Origin of the sequence: Shewanella sp. SM55, assembly GCF_025654025.1 — a bacterium.
Lineage (GTDB): Bacteria > Pseudomonadota > Gammaproteobacteria > Enterobacterales > Shewanellaceae > Shewanella > Shewanella oncorhynchi.
Genome location: NZ_JAKKRS010000009.1, coordinates 154,246 through 179,830 on the forward strand (window position 1 = coordinate 154,246; position 25,585 = coordinate 179,830).

The 25,585-nt window shown below is 44.1% G+C and carries 15 protein-coding genes and 1 CRISPR repeat array; of the genes, 14 read left to right on the forward strand and 1 reads right to left on the reverse strand.

Translation table 11 applies throughout. The features are described 5' to 3' along the window. Nucleotides 1–504: 504 nt before the first annotated feature. Entirely contained in the window at nucleotides 505–1,137 is a 633-nt protein-coding gene (locus L5L91_RS13300) for a competence protein CoiA (protein ID WP_263236824.1), read from the reverse strand. 2,229 nt (nucleotides 1,138–3,366) lie between these two features. Here L5L91_RS13300 and cas1f point away from each other — a divergent pair. From cas1f to deoD, 14 genes are all read left to right on the forward strand, one after another. Next, nucleotides 3,367–4,344 carry a type I-F CRISPR-associated endonuclease Cas1f gene (cas1f, locus tag L5L91_RS13305; protein WP_263236825.1) on the forward strand — a complete coding sequence of 326 codons (978 nt, stop codon included), beginning with the start codon at nucleotides 3,367–3,369 and terminating at the stop codon, nucleotides 4,342–4,344. A gap of 12 nt (nucleotides 4,345–4,356) precedes the next feature. Beyond that, nucleotides 4,357–7,293, forward strand: coding sequence for a CRISPR-associated endonuclease Cas3'' (locus L5L91_RS13310; protein ID WP_263236827.1), 2,937 nt, complete (start codon nucleotides 4,357–4,359; stop codon nucleotides 7,291–7,293). 3 nt (nucleotides 7,294–7,296) lie between these two features. After that, nucleotides 7,297–8,244, forward strand: a complete 948-nt coding sequence (cas7fv, locus tag L5L91_RS13315; protein ID WP_263236829.1) for a type I-Fv CRISPR-associated protein Cas7fv — start codon at nucleotides 7,297–7,299, stop codon at nucleotides 8,242–8,244. An 8-nt stretch (nucleotides 8,245–8,252) separates the two neighbouring features. Then, nucleotides 8,253–9,263 carry a type I-Fv CRISPR-associated protein Cas5fv gene (gene cas5fv / locus L5L91_RS13320; RefSeq protein WP_263236831.1) on the forward strand — a complete coding sequence of 337 codons (1,011 nt, stop codon included), beginning with the start codon at nucleotides 8,253–8,255 and terminating at the stop codon, nucleotides 9,261–9,263. An 8-nt stretch (nucleotides 9,264–9,271) separates the two neighbouring features. Then, complete coding sequence (gene cas6f, locus L5L91_RS13325; protein ID WP_011919227.1) at nucleotides 9,272–9,823, forward strand: type I-F CRISPR-associated endoribonuclease Cas6/Csy4; 552 nt, start codon at nucleotides 9,272–9,274, stop codon at nucleotides 9,821–9,823. Between the two features lie 129 nt (nucleotides 9,824–9,952). Beyond that, nucleotides 9,953–15,023: direct repeats of the CRISPR family, unit length 28 nt; unit sequence GTTCACCGCCGTACAGGCGGCTTAGAAA. A 426-nt stretch (nucleotides 15,024–15,449) separates the two neighbouring features. Further along, nucleotides 15,450–17,021 carry a peptide chain release factor 3 gene (gene prfC, locus L5L91_RS13330; protein WP_173243370.1) on the forward strand — a complete coding sequence of 524 codons (1,572 nt, stop codon included), beginning with the start codon at nucleotides 15,450–15,452 and terminating at the stop codon, nucleotides 17,019–17,021. A gap of 91 nt (nucleotides 17,022–17,112) precedes the next feature. Beyond that, entirely contained in the window at nucleotides 17,113–17,316 is a 204-nt protein-coding gene (locus tag L5L91_RS13335) for a hypothetical protein (RefSeq protein WP_105251705.1), read from the forward strand. Nucleotides 17,317–17,326: 10 nt separating this feature from the next. Continuing rightward, nucleotides 17,327–18,091, forward strand: a complete 765-nt coding sequence (locus L5L91_RS13340) for a TatD family hydrolase (RefSeq protein ID WP_263176272.1) — start codon at nucleotides 17,327–17,329, stop codon at nucleotides 18,089–18,091. 176 nt (nucleotides 18,092–18,267) lie between these two features. Next, the gene (locus L5L91_RS13345) at nucleotides 18,268–19,563 is read left to right on the forward strand and encodes a NupC/NupG family nucleoside CNT transporter (RefSeq protein WP_263140119.1); all 1,296 of its coding nucleotides are present in this window, start codon (nucleotides 18,268–18,270) and stop codon (nucleotides 19,561–19,563) included. A 347-nt stretch (nucleotides 19,564–19,910) separates the two neighbouring features. Further along, nucleotides 19,911–20,750 (forward strand): outer membrane protein OmpK, encoded by an 840-nt coding sequence (locus L5L91_RS13350; RefSeq protein ID WP_113939307.1) that lies wholly within the window; start codon nucleotides 19,911–19,913, stop codon nucleotides 20,748–20,750. Between the two features lie 424 nt (nucleotides 20,751–21,174). Beyond that, entirely contained in the window at nucleotides 21,175–21,945 is a 771-nt protein-coding gene (gene deoC, locus L5L91_RS13355; protein WP_006086931.1) for a deoxyribose-phosphate aldolase, read from the forward strand. A 184-nt stretch (nucleotides 21,946–22,129) separates the two neighbouring features. After that, nucleotides 22,130–23,461 carry a thymidine phosphorylase gene (gene deoA, locus L5L91_RS13360; protein WP_198572939.1) on the forward strand — a complete coding sequence of 444 codons (1,332 nt, stop codon included), beginning with the start codon at nucleotides 22,130–22,132 and terminating at the stop codon, nucleotides 23,459–23,461. Between the two features lie 9 nt (nucleotides 23,462–23,470). After that, nucleotides 23,471–24,685 carry a phosphopentomutase gene (locus tag L5L91_RS13365; protein WP_263172650.1) on the forward strand — a complete coding sequence of 405 codons (1,215 nt, stop codon included), beginning with the start codon at nucleotides 23,471–23,473 and terminating at the stop codon, nucleotides 24,683–24,685. Nucleotides 24,686–24,776: 91 nt separating this feature from the next. Next, nucleotides 24,777–25,487, forward strand: a complete 711-nt coding sequence (deoD, locus tag L5L91_RS13370) for a purine-nucleoside phosphorylase (protein ID WP_006086929.1) — start codon at nucleotides 24,777–24,779, stop codon at nucleotides 25,485–25,487. The last annotated feature ends 98 nt before the right edge of the window (nucleotides 25,488–25,585 follow it).

Sequence of the window (25,585 nt, forward strand, 5' to 3'; positions counted from 1 at the left end):
CTCCATTTACCAGTTGGATTAAGCCACATACAGATGAGTATACTTGTTGAGCATCATCAACACCTTTTAAATGGTTTGAGCGTAGAGAAAATTGTTCCGCTTGATGATCATCAGAGTCTTGAAAAATACTAAAGTGTGGAGATTTCATTTTGTCTAAGCTAGACAGAATAATGCTATTTCCATTTAGAGTTGCTAACCAGTGCAATTTGATTCCTCATGACAAAAATATAGCCATTTATTTTAGATCAACAACATAATGCACTTTCCGTTTGTCTACAACTTGTAAGTGTTTACATTGTTAAAAAAGAACTACCAACAGCCGCAGCGGAAAGCATCTGAGGCAATAATGTACGCTAATTCCTTTAAAAATGGTGTTTTTCTGACGAGGAACGTGATCCCAGAACTTGGAAGGTACTAGGCGATGATATTTTCAGCATGGTAGGAAGTCAGCTACCGCGCTACTGAGGGGGCGGTACTTCCTGATTGTCCTTGTTTAACAGCTTGCTAGGTGAATTTTCCACCAAACCAGTTTATAAATGTTTCTTTAGGAATCGCTTTAACTAAACCCTTTTTGCTCTTTATATCGAATTGGAATAACTGCCATACTATGTCGCTTCCAAAGTCAAAATACACAGGTTTAGTTGATTTAGACCATTTAGCAAAAATCTTACTTCTTCCATACCATTTAAGCTGACGTAAATAAGGATCTTCGGTGTGTGGAGAGTATAAGCTGAGTCTAAAATTTATTTTATCAAATTCATTTTTACAACCATCAATTACCCAAATCATATTATTATAAAACGCTTCTCTCAAACGAGCTTCATCTTCTTTTATAGGGTAACTTTGGATTTCTATTACAGTTTGATTAATATAAAGATCAGCAATATGTTTTTCATTGGTGATTACGTTTTTAAAAATAATTTCCTGTGTCTCTACTGGAAAATAGTTTTTCCATTTTCTATGCCATTCACCTTCATTTTCCCACCAAGGATCACAATACTCTTTCGATTTATGCGCCCAGTGGTGCACTTTAAAATTACCACACTTTGCAATTGTGTCACTTCCACAGCATAAGCAAGTTCCAGTTCCACCTTTAAAGGGTTCTGCTCTAAATCCATTTACAAGTGAAAATTTCATGCTACTTCCTTAATACACATAACTTATTAGTATTTATGCGCTGCGCTGTTTGCATGGCATAAATTGCGTGTAGGACTTGGCCGCTGCCACATTCATGTAAATGGGTATGAATAATGCTATAGGAATTTGCTTTTTTGCGGTAGCGGTTTTTATACCATTTGAAGAGGAATTGGTTAATATCTATGACTGGATGTTACTCTGTGAACCAGACTAGGTAAGTTTGATTCACTGTAACGGTTTATGAAATTCCTCATGATCATACCTTACTTTTTGGTAGTCATTACTTTATGTATCTCAAATTATCAGACAACAAATGGCTGAACTTCGAGCTGTGGCGAACTTTTGGTAGAAGTGGGTTAAAGCCATCTGTCGGAACTAATTGCCTAGTGGTTTGAATATTGAGGGATTTAGTCAAGACTAATCTAGTTCAATCGTGCGTTTTGCTTGACCTGTTCATAGATCACTATCTTTACCTGCTGACGTGTCACCCGATCACCTTACGCCTCATGCTCAAATCGTCGGCTTTACCCAATCCCTATTTACATCATGAGTTGTGGGCAGTAATACGCTAATGACGGTCGATGATGGCCGGTACCTAAGTATGGTGTTCCGCTTGGTCCTACGAGCCTGCCGTGTTTACCTGCAGCTGTGTCCGCTGATCTCACGCTGGCTAATTGCTTGTTGGGATAAGGGGATGGATAGGGCTGATACCAAGCATTAAGGTGCATGCTTCCGTTCGTTAGCTGCTTAATACCTGCAGATGTATTAGTCGTTCAGGCATTTACATCATGTCTGTGGGTGAAGTCAGTAATGTTAGGGCGGATATAGGCGTGTTATGCGACGATGACGAGTGAGAATACCACACGTTTTCCTAGTTGTAGTTGTTTCTTATATGTTATATGGCGATAGGGGGATTACGCCATTCGAGTTCAACAGTACTTCGATGCGGCCTAGATAATCCCTAGATAGCATCAAAAAGTTGGGAGCACTCAAACCCATGCAGCAGTAGGGCTACAGGCGAGTCGTTGCATCAACCCTAGAGGAGGATGCAACGACTCGCTTTTGTTGCTTTTGTGTTAACGCTTGAGGGGCGTAAAGGGTAGGGCAAAAGGTGAGTTTTTTGGTAGTTCTGGGTGAATTGATGGCGCCTAAATGGATCCTTCTATTCGGCTAACGGTTTAGGTCGTTGCCTCATCCTGCTTGGGTGCTATCCGCTCGCCGTTTTTGGTCATTAAAAGCAGGCAAAGTGGGATGATCTGCACACTGTTTCTGAGTGATTGAACGCGTTTTTAGGCTCATGCTGCCTTAGTTTGAATTGTTATTGATATGTTTCTATTCAATGGGTGTTGTTCAGTGTGTTGCACCAATATGGTTCAACCGTTTTTCGATGCGGCCTAGATAATCCCTAGATAGCCTCAAAAAGTTGGGAGCACTCTAGCCCATACAGCAGTAAGGCTACAGACGAGTCATTGCATCAACCCTAGTGGAGGATGCAATAGCGCGTATTTGTTGCTTTAGTGTTAATTGTTAGCGATAGGGTGAAGAGGGTAAAAGCCAAGGTTTTAGACGGTTTTAGGTGAATAGCGCTGTCTAGGCCTAGGCTCATTTTAACCGAGTGCCACTTTACCTATATTAGTCATCCTGCATGGATAGAAAGGGAGCGATGATCATGTGCAATTATAATGAATTTAGACTTTCTGATGGGCGGATTTTGTGTCTCGCCGATGCTCACGGTTTGATTGAAACCGAACGCGACACTTTATGATGATGAGAATCACTCTCAACTCGTTGTAGATGCGAACCATTATCATCGCGGGTCCTTCCGGCGCGGTTGATTGCGGGGGCGGCGACACGCAGTGCTTCACTACATATGAGGATTTTAGAGGGCTTGGTTGTTGTTTTATTAGCGGGCTTTTAAGGGGCGTTCATAATTTTGAACGCTATCTATGGTGTTGATTATAAATAATTATTCTCCTTACTTTCTCAAAAGCTCAAAAAATAGGTGTGCTCGGATATACCAACTTCAATAGATCGATTTTGTGATCCTTTGATCCTTTCTTAATTATTGACTTTGGTTCTGACAATATATGTTTTTCGTGAGGTTGTTGCTGATATGTGAGCGATGTATCGATTGTTGCATAGGGAATCAAATGGTTCTAAGTTACTATTGCTTGAATTAGGACGATAGCTTTGATTTGTTGAAGCTTTTCATTCCACATGGAGGTATTTATGGACGATCTTTCTCCCTCGGATTTAAAAACGATACTTCATTCTAAACGAGCTAATGTTTATTACCTCGAATACTGTCGAGTGATGCAGAAAGACGGTCGTGTGCTTTACTTAACCGAAGCAAAAAACGAAAACCAATATTTCAATATCCCCATCGCCAATACCACAGTTTTGTTATTGGGCAATGGCACGTCCGTCACCCAAGCTGCCATGCGAATGCTGGCGCAGGCAGGTGTATTAGTCGGCTTTTGTGGCGGTGGCGGCACGCCACTTTATATGACCTGCGAAGTGGAATGGCTGACGCCCCAGAGTGAATACCGGCCCACTGAATATTTGCACGGTTGGATGCAATTTTGGTTCGATGATGAAAAACGATTACTCGCCGCGAAAACCTTTCAGCAAGCCCGCATCCAATTTATCGAGCAAGTGTGGCAGAGGGATCGCGAACTCAAAACGGAAGGCTTTATTTTTAAGGATCCGGCAATCCAAGCCGCGCTTGAGACTTTTCATACCCGCACAAAGGTGGCAACCAAACAGTCCGACCTGCTATTGACCGAAGCTCAGTTAACGAAAGTGCTATACAAGCACGCCGCCAATAATACCCAACTCAAAGATTTTACCCGTCAACACCAAAGCACAGATATCGCTAATGACTTTTTAAACCACGGCAATTATTTAGCCTATGGACTTGCAGCTAGTTGCCTCTGGGTACTGGGCATTCCCCACGGTTTTGCGGTGATGCATGGCAAGACTCGCCGCGGGGCCTTAGTGTTCGACGTCGCGGATCTCATTAAAGATGCCATAGTGTTGCCATGGGCTTTTGTTTGCGCCAAAGAGAACGCCACTGAGCAAGAATTTCGTCAGCAAGTATTGCAGGCATTTACCGATCATAAAGCATTAGATTTTATGTTTAATACGGTTAAAGCCGTTGCACTCCAAGACTACAGTGCTGAGCAAATTGCAGCCCAAGGCTTATAAGGTACAGCAGCTATGATGGTGACTTTTATCAGTCAGTGCGAGAAAAATGCCCTGAAAAAGACCCGCCGCGTACTTGATGCTTTCGCCAATCGCATAGGTGATAACACTTGGCAAACTCTGATCACCGAAGATGGGCTATTAACTGTTAAAAAAATGCTGCGCCAAACCGCCAGTAAAAGCACCGCCGTGAGTTGCCACTGGTTCCGCTCACGTTCAAGAACTCAGCTGTTGTGGGTGGTGGGTAACAGGTCGAAATTTAATGCCCAGGGCATAGTGCCGGTTAATAATACAGTGAAAGAGGTTTTTATGGATGTTGTAACAGACAAACCCAAGCAAGGTGTGTTGTATGCCAACACCCAACTACAGCCGCTGAGTGAGCATTTATTTGCGGTCGGCTTTGTAGCCGAGCTACTGCACCGTCAGTTATTTCCAGACAATACACAGTTTTCAATTGCGAATTTTATTGCAGGTTGTTTGCATGACTTAGGAAAAATTGACCCCAAGTTTCAAGAGTGGGTGACTAATCCCAAAAAGAGGGGCTTAATTGCCGAAGATGGACAACACATTGATGATGCTAAATTTAGCTTTGATAAACATCCAAGGCATAATGAAGTGTCACTGCTACTCTATCAATTGCTTGATAGTGCAGAACTTAAATTACTAAACCCAAGTAATAAACGCTCAGTAAAGCATGCGGTGTACTGGCATCATGCTAAGCCATTTCGTAAAGAAAAGAATGGTTTTGATACCTATAAAGACATCAGCAAAAAGCTAGTGGCAAATCAAAAAGAGATAGGTCTATCTGATATTGTCGCTCAAGCTCAAACACTGCTTAGGCAGGTTATCGGAATCGATAAAAAGTATCGTGAGTTAACGAATAGTCTTCTTGAAAAAGCCTTCTTAACTGAAGTTGAACAAGATCTAGTGGCGAATCTGCCCGATGCACCAGCCTTACCCAGTTACAAAGAATATGAATTTGAAGAGTCGGTATCGGCCAATAGCACCAATGTTAAACTCAATGCGCTAAACAACATAGTACGTGCTTGTTTGATCTCAGCTGATCGTACTGTATCGGCATTGAGCGCGGCAGAGTTACATACTGCCATTTTTGAGCGCCAGTTAGATGAAATAGTTACCGAGCTATTTGAAGTGGAAACGACACTTAGTTCTGATATTGACACTTGCCTAAACGCCTTTTTTCCTACGAGTGAGCGCAGTCAAAAACAAAGGGATATTGCCAAGCAGCTAACCACCGCCGAAGATGTCGCTGTGCTCGCGGGGGCTGCAGGCTGTGGTAAAACCAAAATCGCCTTAGAGTGGGCCAAATTGCAGGGGGCAAAACGGATTATTTGGGTTTGCCCTCGCGTACAAGTCTGCCAAGGATTATTTTATGAGCTGACCTCAGAGCAATACCTTCCCAATAGCACCATTGAAATTAATACAGGTGAATTTAAATTCCACAATCAATGGGATAACCCTATTCCTGATGATGAAAACTTTTCCGGTGATATAGTGATCACCACCATAGACCAAATTCTTGGCTCAGTGATCAGCCACACGAAAGCTAATACGCTTATTGATTTTTTAAATGTGCATGTAGTGTTTGATGAGTTCCATGAATACGTCAACATGCCAGCTTTTAATTTGCTGTTTGCTGAACTCATAGCAGCAAAAAAAATGCAAAAAGATCAAGCTAAGACCTTATTAGTGTCGGCAACACCTCATTATGTCTTTGTAGAAGATTTACTCGGTATTCACCCTGACGATATTAAAGTCATGCCATCATTTAACCCAAGCCAGTATCAACTCGATTTTAAAATCTTTGATGATACTAATCTAAGCAATATAAACCCGCTATTTGCACAACAGAGTGGCTGTACTTTTGTTATCAGTAACATGGCGCTGACGGCGCAAAACAGTTTTATTAAAAATCAGCACAACGAGAATGCGGTGTTATTGCATTCCAAATTTATTAAAAGTGATAAACGTAAATGGTTTGGTGAAGTGTACGAGGCTTACAAGCGCGATGGCACTCGCAAATATGAAGTGCTACGCAGTGGTCCGATTGTACAAGCGTCGCTTAATATCAGTTGTGATTATATGGTGGCCGAAATCACCAGTGCTGAAGATTGTTTACAGCGTTTGGGTCGTTTAGATCGTTTTGGTGAAAATAGTCAGGTGAATACCTATACCTTAGCTGTGCCTGAAACAATCGCCAATGGCAAAGGTAAGGGGCCAGCAGCGGGCTTTCTATCAAAAATGTATACATTGAGTTCTGTTCGGGCTTGGTATCAGTTTTTACATAGTGAATTGGTAGACAATACCTTTACTTTGCCAGAGATTTATCAACTTTATTTCACCTTTCATCACACCGAGCGTAATCGGGGGGTTATTGCAAGTGACTTAGTGGCCGCCCTCAAAAATAGTGTGCAACAAATCAAAGCGAAAATTGTTGATCCCATTACTGCTTCACCAAAGAACAACAAAGATAAAAAACGCACCAAGATCAGCAAAGGATCACTGCGCGGTGATAATCGCTTTGTACAATTAGCTGTGGTGGATTTAAGTCAAGCTGAGCCGAAATATATTGAAGCCTACGCTTATTCGATTCCAGTGGATGATGACAGTAATATCGACAATCTCACATACGCTATCAAAGCTATTTGTGGTTATGATCAAAGCGATAAAGATTTACTATCCCACATGTTTAAAAAGCATCACAACATTATGGGCGGTACGGGTAAGGCGTTCACTGATAAGATTTTACTCAACGAAGCACGCGACCCAGAGTCACCGATTTATTTGAGTTATACCACTAATGATTTACTGCAAGTGGGTGGCGAAAGTGCTCGTCATCCTCATGCCATTTATTACGCCGTGTGCGACAAACAAGCCATCGGTGCTATGTCCATTAAACAAATTAATCAAACCACTGAAGATGAGGAATAAATCATGCAAAAAGTAACGGGAATTAAAAGTGTTGATTTTAAAATTAAAGCATTAGGTCATGGCGTAGTGAATTGGAATGGGCCTACAACCTTAACCGGTGATGATGGTAAAACGGTTGATAATCATACCTTGCCAAAATTGCGTGGTTACACAAACTTGACCGGTAAAGTGAAAGATGAAACGGGCTATAAATATAAAAAACAAGCAACTGACATTAATTTTAAAGAAACGCCACTGTATATAAGTCAAAATTGCATTCGCCATCATTTATTTCGTGAACAAGCATTCGATTTACATTATGCCAGTGACAAAAACCTCAAAAATGTCCTGGCTTCAATTACGGGGTTGATCCGTGGTTACGTAGTGCCATCAAGTCAATGTAAGCGCACCAGTCCGCTATTGTTGGAAGATTTTGTTGATCAATTGGGCAACGGCAATTTTGAACAATATGGGCAGGCAGGAGCAAGAGATAGTACATCATTTTTTTCAAAAACCACTTTTGGGGATACAGAATACATTTCCTATGGCTCTATTAGTATTGAACAGCTGCAGTTTATATCGTTGGATAAGAAGTTTGATCGTGCTGCAATGGTTATCAAAGAAGGAGAGGGGGAGGTTATTGCCGCTGAACTACAGAATTATATTCAGTCACTTAACCCCAGCTTAAATCCACAAGCCATTTTTCATTCAAACTACGTCAGAAGAGGCACTATATTCGAAGAGGGAGAATGCGGCATTTTACTTAATGATGATGCAGTAAAAGCCTTGATTGCTGAAACATTAGAACGCTTAGCTAATTTGTCTATTCGCCAAGCTAAAGGTTATATGTACGTGGATGACATCACGGTGGATTACAACGACAGCCATAAAATGATGCGTATCAAGCGTGATGAGTCAGAAATCATCAATGAGCAGCATGCACCATTTGCACAGTATTTTTATGCAAAATAGGAGGTTGCATGAAAATAATCATAGAATATGACTCTTGCTGGCGTAATGCCTTTTTAGGTGGTTCAAATAATGAACCTGTACCGAAAAAAGGCCGCGAATTTTTAGGCTCAATGACGAGCTTAAAAAAAGAAGGCAATTTTAAGGTGTGTGAAAATACCTTAGATACCGTAATGGGAGTACTAAATCGTTTAATTGGCGACCAACGAAAGCTTTATCAGGCGCGCAGTAAAATGTACGAATCCGGTTATTACTTCGAAGCACTGGAAGATAAAGTCAGCTTTATAGATAAGCCGCAGTTGACCAATGAAATATCATTTATTCGTAATATGAATGGCAGTACGGATCAGAATGCATTTACTGGAATGATCAAAGTGTCTGATCCTGTTTTTACCTCTGAATATTCACAGCAATTTTGGGGCGTTTTGGATCTCGATTTCACTCAGCTCTGTGATTTTATTATTAAGCAATCACAAGTTGTAGGATCTATTGAGTTAAACCCGTTAAGTATTATCAATCGCTTGGAGAGCCTTAATCAGGAAAAAGCACTAGAAAATAGTGATGATTTAGCCCAAGTATTAAAGGTACTAAATGAATACTTTCCTGATATTGAATATTTAAATAATAAAGGTTTGATCACACCTATCAGCATTTATTGCTCGGCGCTTTACCTTCAGCTTGCCCGCTTAGAAACTAGCTTTAATATGACCACAGCTAAAACGAAAGCAGGGGGGATTAGTGGAATTTCCAAACGAGGTTTCACTAAAAAAGACTTCATGGACCGATATACAACGGGACCCAAAAAAACAATCTGGGGTAATCCTTTTATCAAAAAAGAAAAGATAAAAGGGCAAGGTGAAGTGACTTCCATGATGACCAAAGCCAGTGGTCAATTGGAAATTAGTATCGATGTGGATCGAGACAAAGCCCAAGAAATCAAAAGCTTGATTGAAAATGCTGGCGTATCAAGCTTTTACCTTGGGAAAAAAGGGCTGGCTTATGTATCAAACATTCGAATTTAGGAGGAATTATGAACTCATATATTGATATACGGCTTAAGCCTGATGCCGAAATGCGGGAGGCTGAGCTCAGTAGTAAAGTATTTACTAAATTTCACAAAGCGTTAGTGACGCTCAATAGCCATAAAATTGGTATTAGCTTTCCGCAAATGAAATTAAGCTTAGGGCAGTTATTTCGCATTCATGGTGATGCGAGTTTATTGCATGATTTACAAGGCCTGGATTGGTTAGGCCCTTTGGCAGGATATTGTCAGGTTACTGCTGTTTCTGCCGTGCCTGATCACGTGCAATATCGTATTGTTTCCGTTAAACGCAGTAATTTAAGTAAAGCAAAATTGAAGCGTTTAATTGCCAGAGGCAGCATAGATAAAGACGGAGAGAAACGGTACAAGGTAAAAATGCTCGGTCAAGGATTTGATAATCCATATCTTGATCTGTTTAGTAGTTCCACAGGGCAGGTATATCGTAAATTCTTTGAGTTTAGCGACATTCAAGCTCACCCCCTTGATGGTGAGTTTGATAGTTATGGTCTTAGCAAAACCGCAACAGTACCTTGGTTTTAACCCTTTATTTTTGCTCTTTAAAAAATTGATTGTAAAACAATTACTTATTTCAGGTGGTTATTCAATAGGTAAAAAAGTGAATTTTACCTATCCGCCTGTTGTAGCTTATTTTTTTGAAGATTATCTACTGTTCACCGCCGTACAGGCGGCTTAGAAATCGGTGAATCGCTCGGTTAAGCCAAAAATCAAGTTCACCGCCGTACAGGCGGCTTAGAAATGCTGTAACAATTTGTAACCTGTAGAGTTTTGGTTCACCGCCGTACAGGCGGCTTAGAAATTATAAGTCTTTGGCTCAAACAGAGTGATATTGTTCACCGCCGTACAGGCGGCTTAGAAAATAAACCTAATGCGTCCCTGCCAACATCGTTTGTTCACCGCCGTACAGGCGGCTTAGAAATGTGTTAAAGATGTAAATGCAGCCTTTCTTTCGTTCACCGCCGTACAGGCGGCTTAGAAATGTCCACGATATTCCGTTGCGGGATGTCTTGTGTTCACCGCCGTACAGGCGGCTTAGAAATCTTCACGAACGTAGTCTTCATTGCGTCCGCTGTTCACCGCCGTACAGGCGGCTTAGAAAATACGGTCATAAATCTGTGCACCCATTTTGAAGTTCACCGCCGTACAGGCGGCTTAGAAATGTTATCTGGACTCCGGAAGGCCAAGCGGTGAGTTCACCGCCGTACAGGCGGCTTAGAAATGCTAGATGTTATTAATAACTCTACAGGAGAGGTTCACCGCCGTACAGGCGGCTTAGAAATGACAGTGGTATGGCTTTCCCGTATTAATTTGGTTCACCGCCGTACAGGCGGCTTAGAAATTTAGCGTCATTCAGTAACTCAGCCGTGTCTTGTTCACCGCCGTACAGGCGGCTTAGAAATCAGCAAGTTACGTGCAGAAGTTCAGCCTTCCAGTTCACCGCCGTACAGGCGGCTTAGAAAATTACCTTTGGATCAGGTTGAGTGGTTCCGCCGTTCACCGCCGTACAGGCGGCTTAGAAATCGAATACGAGTATGCATGCCTCATCTGAACTGTTCACCGCCGTACAGGCGGCTTAGAAATTTAGATGCTGCCATAACTGCTTGTGTTTCAAGTTCACCGCCGTACAGGCGGCTTAGAAATCGATTCACTGCATAGCCATCTTCACTGCATAGTTCACCGCCGTACAGGCGGCTTAGAAATAACACTAAAGCGTCGAAGTCAATGCGTTCAAGTTCACCGCCGTACAGGCGGCTTAGAAATGTTTGGTACATAACATGATCCCCGATTAAACGTTCACCGCCGTACAGGCGGCTTAGAAAAGATGCCGTACTAGTTGTCGTAGGGTTAAACTGTTCACCGCCGTACAGGCGGCTTAGAAATTTATTGATGGATACGTATTTTAAGCTTGACTGTTCACCGCCGTACAGGCGGCTTAGAAAACACAGATGAATAAACGTAGCAACAAGTGGCGGTTCACCGCCGTACAGGCGGCTTAGAAAGTACTTAGCGCCCTTCTCGGCATTGAAGTTACGTTCACCGCCGTACAGGCGGCTTAGAAATTGATCCCTGAGCAGTTCCGCAACGACCCGCGGTTCACCGCCGTACAGGCGGCTTAGAAAAAACATCAAACTACCCATCAATTTCTTGAGTAGTTCACCGCCGTACAGGCGGCTTAGAAAGTTACTATCTCGCAGCCTACGCATTAGCCAGCGTTCACCGCCGTACAGGCGGCTTAGAAATTGACTTGGCACTTGTACTCTACTGTTAAGTGGTTCACCGCCGTACAGGCGGCTTAGAAATTGCTCGCTTTCAAATCTTCGCAGGTATCCGAGTTCACCGCCGTACAGGCGGCTTAGAAATCTGCTGCACTATAGAACGCCAGCTTATTGGCGTTCACCGCCGTACAGGCGGCTTAGAAAGCTAATAATAATATGAGCGACCCTTGTTTAATGTTCACCGCCGTACAGGCGGCTTAGAAAGAAGTGGCGCCAGATAATCATTCCCGCGTTGAGTTCACCGCCGTACAGGCGGCTTAGAAATAACGACGATATGTGCGATAACACGTTTATGGGTTCACCGCCGTACAGGCGGCTTAGAAAACGGAAAAAGGCTTTGTTGCCGCACTGTTCGAGTTCACCGCCGTACAGGCGGCTTAGAAAACCCTGTAGCGGGGCGACTGCGCCAGCGATGCGTTCACCGCCGTACAGGCGGCTTAGAAAGAAATACGGCTCAATACTGTGGCCATGCTCCGGTTCACCGCCGTACAGGCGGCTTAGAAAGTACAGCATGTAAACACGGTTGCGGCAACCAAGTTCACCGCCGTACAGGCGGCTTAGAAATCATCGCGCGAAAGTAGCAAATCGATATACTCGTTCACCGCCGTACAGGCGGCTTAGAAATCAAGTATCTGCTCCGCCGCGTTAATGGCGTCGTTCACCGCCGTACAGGCGGCTTAGAAAATACACGGACGGTTACGCGGGGTATATGGGCAGTTCACCGCCGTACAGGCGGCTTAGAAATTAGAAAAACTTCTCACTAAAAAAAAACGCCAGGTTCACCGCCGTACAGGCGGCTTAGAAAAATTAACAAAGAGGCTGTGGCAAAGTTTTATAGTTCACCGCCGTACAGGCGGCTTAGAAATTGAACAGATTGTATAGGCTGCTCAGGGTTCGGTTCACCGCCGTACAGGCGGCTTAGAAATTTAAATCACGATGTAATTTTTGAGGGTTTTGGTTCACCGTCGTACAGGCGGCTTAGAAAAGTATTTACACCGGAGGAAGAAGCCAAACTTGGTTCACCGCCGTACAGGCGGCTTAGAAATTGGACTTTTTAGTAGGGAAAATATCTGAAACGTTCACCGCCGTACAGGCGGCTTAGAAAGTTACCTGCACCCGTACAGCGGCCATGGCATCGTTCACCGCCGTACAGGCGGCTTAGAAATCTTGGCATAAGTCAAAGTAATGGCCTGCTGCGTTCACCGCCGTACAGGCGGCTTAGAAAAAATCTGTGATACGCACAATAGGCGCACCTTTGTTCACCGCCGTACAGGCGGCTTAGAAAACTTAGCTTAAAGTCCGACTTAGCTTTCATGAGTTCACCGCCGTACAGGCGGCTTAGAAAAAATCTGTGATACGCACAATAGGCGCACCTTTGTTCACCGCCGTACAGGCGGCTTAGAAAACTTAGCTTAAAGTCCGACTTAGCTTTCATGAGTTCACCGCCGTACAGGCGGCTTAGAAAAGTAGTTGTCGTTTTGGTTGAAATACAGCGAAGTTCACCGCCGTACAGGCGGCTTAGAAAAGTAGTTGTCGTTTTGGTTGAAATACAGCGAAGTTCACCGCCGTACAGGCGGCTTAGAAATATAGGCTAATCGGGCATAATCGCAATCAAAAGTTCACCGCCGCACAGGCGGCTTAGAAATGAAATATAAACCCCTGAAACTGACTTCTCAAGTTCACCGCCGCACAGGCGGCTTAGAAATGCAGGGGATCTACGCTTACCCATGCCACCCGGTTCACCGCCGCACAGGCGGCTTAGAAATGAAATGACACGGTATTGGCCGATTCGTTGTAGTTCACCGCCGCACAGGCGGCTTAGAAAATGCAGCTCCTCCGTATAAGACTAATTTGACCGTTCACCGCCGCACAGGCGGCTTAGAAATGCTGATACTAAAATATCAAATCTTACCTTAGGTTCACCGCCGCACAGGCGGCTTAGAAATCTAATTCATCGACTTCAAAAACCCCCTTATAGTTCACCGCCGCACAGGCGGCTTAGAAATTTTCGCGACACTAATACAAAACACTGGTTAAGTTCACCGCCGCACAGGCGGCTTAGAAAAGCGTCATATAGGCTTCGGGATCATTACCATCGTTCACCGCCGCACAGGCGGCTTAGAAATTTGCGAGCAGGATCAGGGCGTTGATTTTGTGGTTCACCACCGCACAGGCGGCTTAGAAATTTAGGCTCTGCTTGTTTAGGTACAATCCCAAGTTCACCGCCGCACAGGCGGCTTAGAAAACTGATTAAGATGTTTGTTGATGAAGTTGATCGTTCACCGCCGCACAGGCGGCTTAGAAATTATCTATTGCTGTGCTGTTGCATTCTACTGAGTTCACCGCCGCACAGGCGGCTTAGAAATTTGGCGGGATTCATCGCGAGTTTGGTTTGGTGTTCACCGCCGCACAGGCGGCTTAGAAAGACAGCATGACCTCAACCACCTCAGCGCCATAGTTCACCGCCGCACAGGCGGCTTAGAAAAGTATCGAGAAACATTATTACCGTCGGTTCGGGTTCACCGCCGCACAGGCGGCTTAGAAAAGTATCGAGAAACATTATTACCGTCGGTTCGGGTTCACCGCCGCACAGGCGGCTTAGAAATAGAGGTCAACGTGTGCGAGTAACACACTGGCGTTCACCGCCGCACAGGCGGCTTAGAAATTATAAAATGGATGATGCGGTATTTCAGGTTCGTTCACCGCCGCACAGGCGGCTTAGAAACACTTCTTCAGGGCAGATAAGCTGACGGTTTCGTTCACCGCCGCACAGGCGGCTTAGAAATTGCTTCGATAGTTACCTTGTTGTTAAGCGACGTTCACCGCCGTACAGGCGGTTTAGAAAGTTGGCGCGAAGGATGCATCAAGCTTATTCGGGTTCACCGCCGTACAGGCGGCTTAGAAATGACATTTTCACGAACATATACTGTAGCGCTGGTTCACCGCCGTACAGGCGGCTTAGAAATCCCATTAGTGCGCCAATACAGAATCCGATGAGTTCACCGCCGTACAGGCGGCTTAGAAATTGACTCGTAATCCATTAACTCAACAAGGAAAGTTCACCGCCGCACAGGCGGCTTAGAAATGTAATGTCCATCCAGTTTTATTAATGTTATCGTTCATCGCCGCACAGGCGGCTTAGAAAGTAGGTTTGATGGGAGCGGAGCGTGACGCTTGGTTCACCGCCGCACAGGCGGCTTAGAAATCTCGGTTTTAGTGTCACCAGTTATCGCGTTGGTTCACCGCCGCACAGGCGGCTTAGAAAACATAACTAACGTTAATGTGGTGATAGCAAGCGTTCACCGCCGCACAGGCGGCTTAGAAAATTAGCATGACAATGAGCCTCAAGCGTGGTTAGTTCACCGCCGCACAGGCGGCTTAGAAATGCAGGTTTGGGCATTTGCTCATTTAAGCGAGGTTCACCGCCGCACAGGCGGCTTAGAAATCAGAAAAGACTTGGCGCGTATCATAGGCGGCTTAGAAATGTAGCTGGCCATCCGTCTTTTTTGCTGTAAAGTCCACCGCCGCATAGGCTGCTTAGAAAAAACATGGACATATGAAAGCGTTAGTGGCTTTGTTCACCGCCGAATAGGTGGCTTAGAAATTTCGCCCTACTTCCGTCAATGAAGTGTGACTGTATACTGCCGCACAGGTAGCCCAGGTATTCTTTATATTCAAGTTTCAAAATATGTGATTGTTCACTGTCGTAAAGGCTGCCCATAAAATCTATGACAAGCTGATTTTTGAGCGCGATTTTAACTGAATGATTCTGCTATACTCCGCGCCAAGATATCAAATGACAAATCATTATTTTAGTTTTGTGTACAAACGTGTGTACAAACTGATTGAACAACGAGTAAGACTTAATAAATATGTCTATAGAAATCAATAAGCGACGCACTTTTGCTATTATATCGCACCCCGACGCGGGTAAAACAACCATTACCGAAAAAGTGCTGTTATTCGGAAACGCTTTGCAGAAAGCGGGTACGGTTAAAGGCAAAAAATCGGGTCAGCATGCTAAGTCTGACTGGATGGAAATGGAAAAAGACCGTGGTATTTCTATTACTACGTCTGTCATGCAATTTCCCTATGGTGGCGCCCTTGTTAACCTACTCGATACGCCTGGTCACGAAGACTTCTCTGAAGATACTTATCGTACTCTGACGGCCGTTGACTCATGTTTGATGGTGATCGACTCTGCTAAGGGTGTTGAAGACCGTACGATCAAGTTGATGGAAGTGACACGTCTGCGTGATACGCCGATTGTGACCTTTATGAACAAACTCGACCGCGATATCCGTGATCCTATTGATCTGATGGATGAAGTCGAAAGCGTGCTGAATATTGCCTGTGCACCTATTACTTGGCCTATTGGCAGTGGTAAAGAGTTCAAAGGTATTTACCACATACTGCGTGATGAAGTGGTCTTGTATCAAGGCGGTATGGGACACACGATCCAAGAGCGTCGTGTAATTAAAGGCATTAATAATCCTGATCTTGAGAAAGCGATTGGCAGTTATGCCGCTGATTTGCGCAATGAGATGGAATTAGTGCGCGGCGCGTCGCATGAATTTGACCATGCAGCTTTCTTGAAAGGCGAGTTGACGCCAGTGTTCTTCGGTACTGCGCTAGGTAACTTTGGTGTGGACCATATTCTTGACGGCATCGTCGAGTGGGCACCTAAGCCATTACCGCGCGAAAGCGATACACGCGTTATCATGCCTGATGAAGAAAAATTCACCGGTTTCGTGTTCAAGATCCAAGCAAACATGGATCCAAAACACCGTGACCGTGTCGCCTTTATGCGTGTGTGTTCTGGCCGTTACGAGCAAGGCATGAAAATGCACCATGTGCGTATTGGTAAAGATGTTAACGTTAGCGATGCATTGACCTTTATGGCGGGCGATCGTGAGCGTGCTGAAGAAGCTTACCCAGGCGATATTATCGGTTTACATAACCATGGCACTATCCGTATTGGCGATACGTTTACCCAAGGTGAAAAATTCCGTTTCACTGGCGTACCTAACTTCGCCCCTGAAATGTTCCGCCGTATTCGTTTGCGCGATCCGCTTAAACAGAAGCAACTCTTAAAAGGCTTAGTACAGTTATCTGAAGAAGGTGCTGTGCAGGTATTCCGCCCAATTGATACTAACGATTTGATTGTTGGCGCTGTGGGTGTACTGCAGTTTGAAGTGGTTGTTGGTCGTCTGAAGAGTGAATATAACGTTGAAGCTATTTACGAAGGTATTAGCGTGTCGACAGCTCGCTGGGTTTATTGTAAGGATGAGCGTAAGCTTGAAGAGTTCCGCCGTAAGTGTAGCCAAAACTTGGCTCTCGATGGTGGCGATAACTTAACCTATATTGCACCAACTATGGTTAACCTTAATCTTTCGATGGAAAGATATCCTGATATTGAGTTTGCGAAAACCCGCGAACATTAATAGGGTTCGGTCTAGAATAGTGGTTGAAATGGCGGTGAATTCACCGCCATTTTTGTATCTAATGAAAATTAAAAATCGGTTCTGGATGTGAATGATGGCGAATTGGATCACAAAAACATGGCAGGCTTATATTCATTGGTGCGACCGAATGGGGCTGACACCTGAAAATCGTCGCTGTTGCATGCCGCGCCTTGAAGATCCTCCATTAGCGGTAAAATGCGCCAAAGCTTTGGTGGTTGACGAAACGGTATCACCACCAGAACCTCATTCAATTGGTAAATCGACCGCAGAGTGAGGCATTTACTGTGATTGATACCCACGCCCATTTGGATTTTGCCGAGTTTGATGTTGACCGCGACGATGTGGTGTTACGAATGCACAGTGTTGGCGTAGATAATCTGATTATTCCCGGTGTGTCCCCGCGGCACTGGCACAAACAGCTCGCCGTTGCCGAACAATACCAAACTTATTTTGCCCTTGGTATTCATCCTTGGTTTTGTCCAGAGGATGTTGATGCTGGGATCTTAGCATTAACATCTCAAGTTTCGGCGTTACTAGAATGTCCTCGCTTTGTTGCTATTGGTGAATGTGGCTTAGATAAGCTCTATTCCTCAACTTGGCCTCAGCAGCTCGCATTTTTTGAGGCACAATTAGCTTTAGCTAAGTCCGTTAATCTGCCAGTTATTATTCATAGCGTAAAAGCACATTCAGAGGTTTTAGGATGTTTGAAAAAGCATCAATTGCCTAGAGGCGGTGTTATACATGCTTTTTCTGGCAGTACTGAAATTGCACTGGAATATATCAAATTAGGTTTTAAGCTGGGAATTGGTGGTTTGATTATGAACCCTAATGCTAAAAAATTGCTCAAAACTGTCAGCGAATTACCACTTCAGCACTTCATACTTGAGACTGACTCTCCTGCAATGACTCCGCTAAATGTTACTGAAAAACGTAACCAGCCCGCTAACCTTGTTCTTTTTATAGACAAAATTGCCAATTTGCAAAAAAAATCAAGTGTTCTAATATCAGAACACTTGGTGTCGAATGTAATGCAACTGTTTGACCTTTAGCTGTTTTTAAATAAACAGGTGTAGGTCGCACTAGCATTCTGCACTAAGCGATTGAAATTAAACTCCAAAAATATGATCAAAACGACGATTTTCGACTTTGCCTCGGGTATAATCTGACTCGGAAATAGGTTGATTAACAACATAATTAAAAAGTGTTAACAATAGGGTGATGGTTAATGGATATATTAATGAGTTTAGTAGGGGTGGTCACCCTACTTGCGATAGGTTTCCTCCTATCGAATAACAAAAAAGCAATTAATTTACGTACAGTGGGTGGCGCGTTAGCTATCCAAGCTGCCTTCGGTGGTTTTGTACTGTATATTCCTGTTGGTAAAGACATTCTGAAAGGGATGTCTGATGCGGTTTCTAGCGTTATTGGTTACGCACAAAACGGTATCGGTTTCCTGTTTGGTGATTTAGCTAACTTTAAACTTGGCTTTATCTTCGCAGTTAACGTGTTACCCGTTATTGTGTTCTTCTCTTCTCTGATTGCGGTTCTATATTACTTAGGCGTTATGCAGTGGATCATCCGTATCATCGGTGGTGGTTTACAAAAAGCATTGGGCACAAGCCGTACTGAATCGATGTCAGCAACAGCTAACATCTTCGTTGGTCAGACTGAAGCCCCATTAGTGGTTCGCCCATTCATTCCAACTATGACGCAGTCTGAACTGTTTGCGATCATGGTGGGTGGTTTGGCATCAATCGCGGGTTCAGTATTGGCTGGTTACGCGCAGATGGGTGTACCTATCGAATACTTAGTTGCCGCTTCATTCATGGCAGCACCAGGTGGTCTATTAATGGCTAAACTGATGCACCCTGAAACTGAAGCTGCTAAAAATGACATGAGCGATTTACCAGAAGATCCTGACAAACCAGCTAACGTATTAGACGCCGCTGCTGCAGGTGCTTCATCTGGTATGCATTTAGCCTTAAACGTAGGCGCTATGTTGTTAGCCTTCGTTGGTTTGATCGCTATGGTCAACGGCATTATTGGTGGTGTGGGTGGTTGGTTTGGCGTTGAAGGTTTAACACTTGAACTGATCCTTGGCTATGTGTTTATGCCATTAGCATTCCTTATCGGTGTGCCTTGGAATGAAGCATTAGTAGCAGGTTCTTTCATCGGTCAAAAGATCATTGTTAACGAATTCGTTGCTTACTTAAACTTTGCTCCATATATCTCTGATGCTGCCACTACTTGTACAGCGGTTGCTGCTGAAGTTGTTAAAGGCCTGCCGTTATGCGTTGCTGAAACTCAAGCTGTGATGACTCATAGAACACAAGCGATTATTTCGTTTGCTCTGTGTGGTTTCGCTAACTTGTCTTCAATCGCGATTTTGCTTGGTGGTTTAGGTGCTATGGCTCCTAACCGTCGTCATGATTTAGCTACAATGGGTATTCGTGCGGTTATCGCCGGCTCTTTAGCTAACTTAATGAGCGCAACACTTGCTGGTTTGTTCTTAGCTATCTAAGTAACAACAGCAGGGGGAAACCCCACTAACTGGGTCCTGACCATGCAGGGCAGGGCCTAAGTTAATTCAACCATTTTCCAGTAGTGATTCCTGTAGTGAATAGTTTCTCCAATTGAAAGATACAGAATGCAACTGAAGTGTAGCTGTCATTCTGTCTTAAATGTCGTGAGTCTACGGTTACGTTAATTAATCGTAATGCAGAAGTCGCGACTTTGTTCACAATTAAGAATTTTGTGTTTGTGATTTTACGCTAGATTATTGAGATTTTTTTTAATCTAGGTAGAATGCGAACGCCACAAAAAGAACGCTACCCTCGATGGTAGCAAACAAGATAAATGGGGTTGATGATGAAAAACGTTAAAACTTTAGCTTTAGCCGCTACTGCAGTAGCAGCAATCTCTGGCAACGCATTTGCTGCTGATCGTACTGATCTTCACGGTACTGATTATAAGTGGATGCAGTTCAACGCTATGTACTCTATTGGTGAAAAGCCAGATAACCCAGCAACAGGCGATCAACATAACTATTTAGAAATGGAATTCGGCGGTCGTTCTGGCGTATTCGATCTATACGGTTATGTTGACGTATTCAACTTAGCAAACCAATCAAGCAGCAACGGTGACAAGAACCCAGGTTCTGGCACAAGCAAAATTTTCATGAAGTTTGCTCCACGTGTGTCTATCGATGCTTTGACTGGTAAAGACTTATCTTTTGGCCCAGTTCAAGAAGTTTACTTCTCTACTCTGTTCAACTGGGACGGTCTGAATGGTGAAGGCGTTAACTCTTCATTCTGGGGTGTTGGTGCTGATGTAAACGTGCCTTGGTTAGGCAAAACAGGTATGAACCTATATGGTTTTTACGACCTGAATGCTAAAGAGTGGAACGGATATCAGTTCTCTGCTAACTGGTTCAAACCTTTCTACTTCTTTGATAACAAGAGCTTCCTGTCATTCCAAGGTTACATCGATTATCAATTCGGTGCAGATGAAGACCAAGCTGCTTTCGTACCAAAAACGTCAAACGGTGGTAACATCTTCTTCGGCCTATACTGGCATTCAGATCGTTATGCTCTGGGCTATGGCTTGAAAGGCTTCAAAGACGTTTATCTGTTAGAAGATGGTGCTGGTGCTCTAGCTCTAGAATCAACAGGTTGGTCACACTACCTGTCAGCAACTTACAAGTTCTAATCTCTTGTAATAGTAGTTGCTTGTTGGAGCCGCATTATGCGGCTCCATCTTTAGTTTTACCATGAGTCTTTATCTAAGCCTATTAGGCTAACAAGTGAGTTTATATAAAGGTTTGTGTTTTTCTCGCGCTAAAATGGATTTTTCGCGGAAAAGTAGGAGCAAGATTTTATTCGTATCCTCTCTTCCGGTCTTCAAGGATTCAAGTCGTGGTCACTTATAAGTTATTTTAAGTGTCAGGATGCCTATTGTTCTTTATGGCTTAGGCAAGATTGAATACCTACAACAAGGTAGTTTGTACAAGCAAATTACTCGGCACCGCCTGAAGGCCCGGCCATATAAAAATAATCAAAATAATGCCACCTCTCAAGCGTTGCGTTTATGCGACTGATTTCTATTCATTTAATTTTTATTTTGGAGAGCTATTATGACTGATTTAAAAAAAGCAGCACAACGCGCCATTGAGTTGATGGACTTAACGACTTTGAATGATGACGACACAGATCAAAAAGTGATCGACCTGTGCCACAAAGCGAAAACTGCTGCGGGCAATACTGCCGCTATCTGCATTTACCCACGTTTCATCCCGATTGCACGCAAGACGTTAGATGAAATCGGTGCTGAAGATATCCAAATCGCCACTGTGACTAACTTCCCCCATGGCAATGATGACATTGCCATTGCTGTGCTAGAAACTCGCGCAGCTGTTGCCTATGGTGCCGATGAAGTGGACGTGGTATTCCCATACCGCGCACTGATGGAAGGCAATGAAACAATTGGTTTTGAATTAGTTAAAGCCTGTAAAGAAGCCTGTGGTGAAGTCTTGTTAAAAGTCATCATCGAATCTGGCGTGTTAGCTGATCCTGCGCTTATCCGCCGTGCATCTGAGCTTTCAATCGATGCAGGTGCTGACTTTATTAAAACCTCTACTGGTAAAGTGCCTGTAAACGCCACACTTGAAGCGGCTGAAATCATGTTAACTGTGATCAGCGAGAAGAATACCCAAGTAGGCTTCAAGCCTGCCGGTGGTGTGCGTGATGCTGCACAAGCGGCTGAATTCCTCGGTGTTGCTGAGCGTATTTTAGGTGCTGATTGGGTTTCACCACGTACCTTTAGATTTGGTGCTTCAAGTTTACTAAACAGTTTGTTACACACACTAGAATTAGCTGATGCGCCTAAGCCGACTCAAGGCTATTAATTGCAAACTATCGCTGATTAATACTATCAGCGTATAGCGAGCCTAATTAAGTGTGACCTAAATCTATTTGGCAAACTCAAAACTTCGATAGTATGAACTTGTAATATTGCTACAGTTTTGATGTTTCATTGCAAAGATAAGCACTAGCGACAGGGTTGTTAGTGCCTATCTTGGAGGCAGTATCATGTTTCTAGCTCAAGAGATTATTCGTAAAAAACGTAATGGTTTAGCGCTAAGTTCCGCAGAAATACAGTTTTTTGTTCAAGGTATCACTACCAACTCCGTATCTGAAGGTCAGATCGCCGCATTAGGTATGGCGGTGTATTTTAATGACATGAATATGGATGAAAGAATCGCTTTAACGACAGCGATGCGTGATTCTGGCACTGTGCTTAATTGGCAATCATTGGGACTCAACGGTCCTGTCATCGACAAACATAGCACTGGTGGTGTCGGCGATGTGATTAGTCTCATGCTTGGTCCTATGGCTGCGGCTTGTGGTGGTTATGTACCTATGATTTCTGGGCGTGGCCTAGGTCATACGGGCGGCACGCTCGATAAGTTTGATGCCATTCCGGGTTATCAAACTGAGCCATCAAGTGAATTGTTCCGTAAAGTGGTTAAAGAAGTCGGTGTGGCGATTATTGGTCAAACAGGCGATCTCGTTCCTGCCGACAAACGTTTCTATTCTATCCGCGATAATACCGCCACCGTTGAGTCCATTTCTCTCATCACAGCGTCGATTCTGTCTAAGAAATTAGCCTGTAATTTAGATGCACTAGCGATGGATGTGAAAGTCGGTAGTGGTGCTTTCATGCCAACCTATGAGGCATCGGAAGAATTAGCTCGCAGTATCGCTGCTGTTGCAAATGGCGCAGGTACGAAAACGACGGCTTTGCTGACGGATATGAATCAAGTGCTTGCATCTTGCGCCGGTAACGCGGTTGAAGTGAAAGAAGCCATCGACTTTTTAACGGGGGCTTACCGTAACCCGCGTTTATATGAAGTCACTATGGGTCTTTGTGCTGAGATGCTGCTTCTAGGCGGTCTTGCAAGCAATGAAGCCGACGCTCGCGCTAAACTGAATCGTGTGCTCGATAATGGTCGCGCTGCAGAACTCTTTGGCAAGATGGTGTCGGGTCTTGGTGGTCCAGTCGATTTTGTTGAAAACTACAGTAAATACCTACCGCAGTCACAAATTATTCGCCCAGTTTTTGCCGATATGCAAGGTTATGCCTATAGCATGGATACCCGTGAATTAGGTTTAGCGGTTGTGACCTTAGGTGGCGGCCGCCGTAAGCCCGGTGATGCACTAGACTATAGTGTTGGCTTAACCCAAGTGTGTGCTTTAGGCGATAAAGTAGATTCATCGACTCCGATTGCCGTTATCCATGCACAGTCTGAAGCCGCCTTTGCTGAAGCAGAACTTGCGGTGAAAAAAGCGATTCACATTGGTGAAACCGCTCCAGAAAAAACACCTGAGATCTATGCCTATATTCGTGCATCGGATCTTTAAGGAAGAATTATGAAACGTACCATTATTATGATGTTGGACTCCTTTGGAGTCGGTGCTTCTGCTGATGCAGCAAGCTTTGGTGATGTCGGTTCCGATACCTTTGGTCATATTGCTAAAGCATGCGCCGAAGGCAAAGCCGATATTGGCCGTGAAGGCCCGCTGAAATTACCTAACTTAGCGCGCTTAGGTTTAGGCCATGCAGCGATGGAAAGTACTGGCGCCTTTGCCCCCGGTTTTGGCGATAATGTTGAGCTGATTGGTGCTTATGGTCATGCACAAGAGTTAAGTTCGGGTAAAGATACGCCGAGCGGTCACTGGGAGATGGCGGGCGTGCCCGTACTATTCGAGTGGGGTTATTTCAGCGAGCATCAAAATTCTTTCCCTAAAGAACTGACGGATAAGATCTTAGCCCGTGCAGGTCTGGATGGATTCTTAGGTAATTGCCATGCCTCAGGTACAACCATTTTAGAAGAGTTAGGCGAAGAGCACATGCGCTCTGGCAAGCCTATTTTCTACACCTCTGCTGATTCAGTATTCCAAATCGCTTGTCATGAAGAAACCTTCGGTTTAGACAATCTCTATCGTCTTTGCGAAATAACCCGTGATGAGTTAGAGCCTTACAACATAGGTCGCGTCATTGCCCGTCCATTTGATGGTACTGGTCCAAGTGATTTTGCCCGTACTGGCAATCGTAAGGATTATTCTCTCGCGCCACCTGCAAAAACTGTACTCGATAAGCTGAAAGAGGCTGGCGGTGAAGTAGTGAGTGTGGGCAAGATTGCCGACATTTATGCTTACTGTGGTATTACTAAAAAAGTGAAGGCGAACGGCTTAGAAGCACTTTTCGATGCGACCTTAGCTGAAGTGAAATCTGCGGGTGATAACACTATAGTGTTTACTAACTTCGTTGATTTCGACTCTCACTACGGTCATCGCCGTGATGTTGCTGGCTACGCCAAAGGGCTGGAATATTTCGATGCCCGTTTGCCTGAAATGCTCGCATTATTAGGTGAAGACGATCTGCTGATTTTAACGGCGGATCACGGTTGCGATCCAACATGGCAAGGCACGGATCATACCCGTGAATATGTGCCAGTATTAGCCTTTGGCGCTGGATTGAAAGCGGGATCGCTGGGTCGTCGTAATAGCTTTGCCGATATCGGCCAATCTATTGCGAGCCACTTTAAGCTTGAACCTATGGCCTATGGCGAATCGTTCCTTTAGGCAAATTAGCATTTATTTCGATTTGGCGGCTGACATTTGCCGCCAGTAAACAAAGACTTAAGTCTTAATAAAATAAACAGGGGTTATTTCGATGGCAACACCACACATTAATGCTGTAGAGGGCGCATTCGCTGAGACAATGCTGTTTCCAGGCGATCCATTACGTGCAAAATATATTGCTGAAACATTCTTAGAAAATGTTGAGCAAGTGACTGATGTTCGAAACATGCTAGGTTTTACTGGTACTTACAAAGGTAAGCGTATTTCAGTAATGGGTTCTGGCATGGGTATTCCTTCATGTTCAATCTATGCAACTGAATTAATTCGTGATTACGGCGTTAAGAACCTGATCCGTGTGGGTACTTGTGGTGCGATCAGCACTGACGTTAAAGTACGTGACGTGATCATCGGTATGGGTGCATGTACTGACTCAGCGGTTAACCGTTTACGTTTTAAAGGCCAAGATTTTGCCGCTATCGCTAACTATGAGCTGATGAATGCGGTTATCGAATCTGCGAAAGTTCGTGGCACTAAAGTTCGCGTAGGTAACATTTTCTCTGCGGACCTGTTCTACACTCCTGATCCACAAATGTTTGACGTGATGGAGAAAATGGGCGTGTTAGGTGTTGAAATGGAAGCGGCGGGTTTGTACGGTGTTGCCCATGAGTTTGGTGCGCGTGCCCTGTGCGTTGTGACTGTATCTGACCACATCCGCACCGGTGAAAAGACTTCTGCAGAAGAACGTCAAACCACATTCAATGATATGATCATCATGACATTAGAAGCGGCGATTACACTGTAACTGTTACGCTGTAAGAGTGTGCTACTGAAAAGGGTTCGCAATGCGAACCCTTTTTTATGCCAATTTTTAGCGGCTGTTCTATTCGACTTTGTTATTAA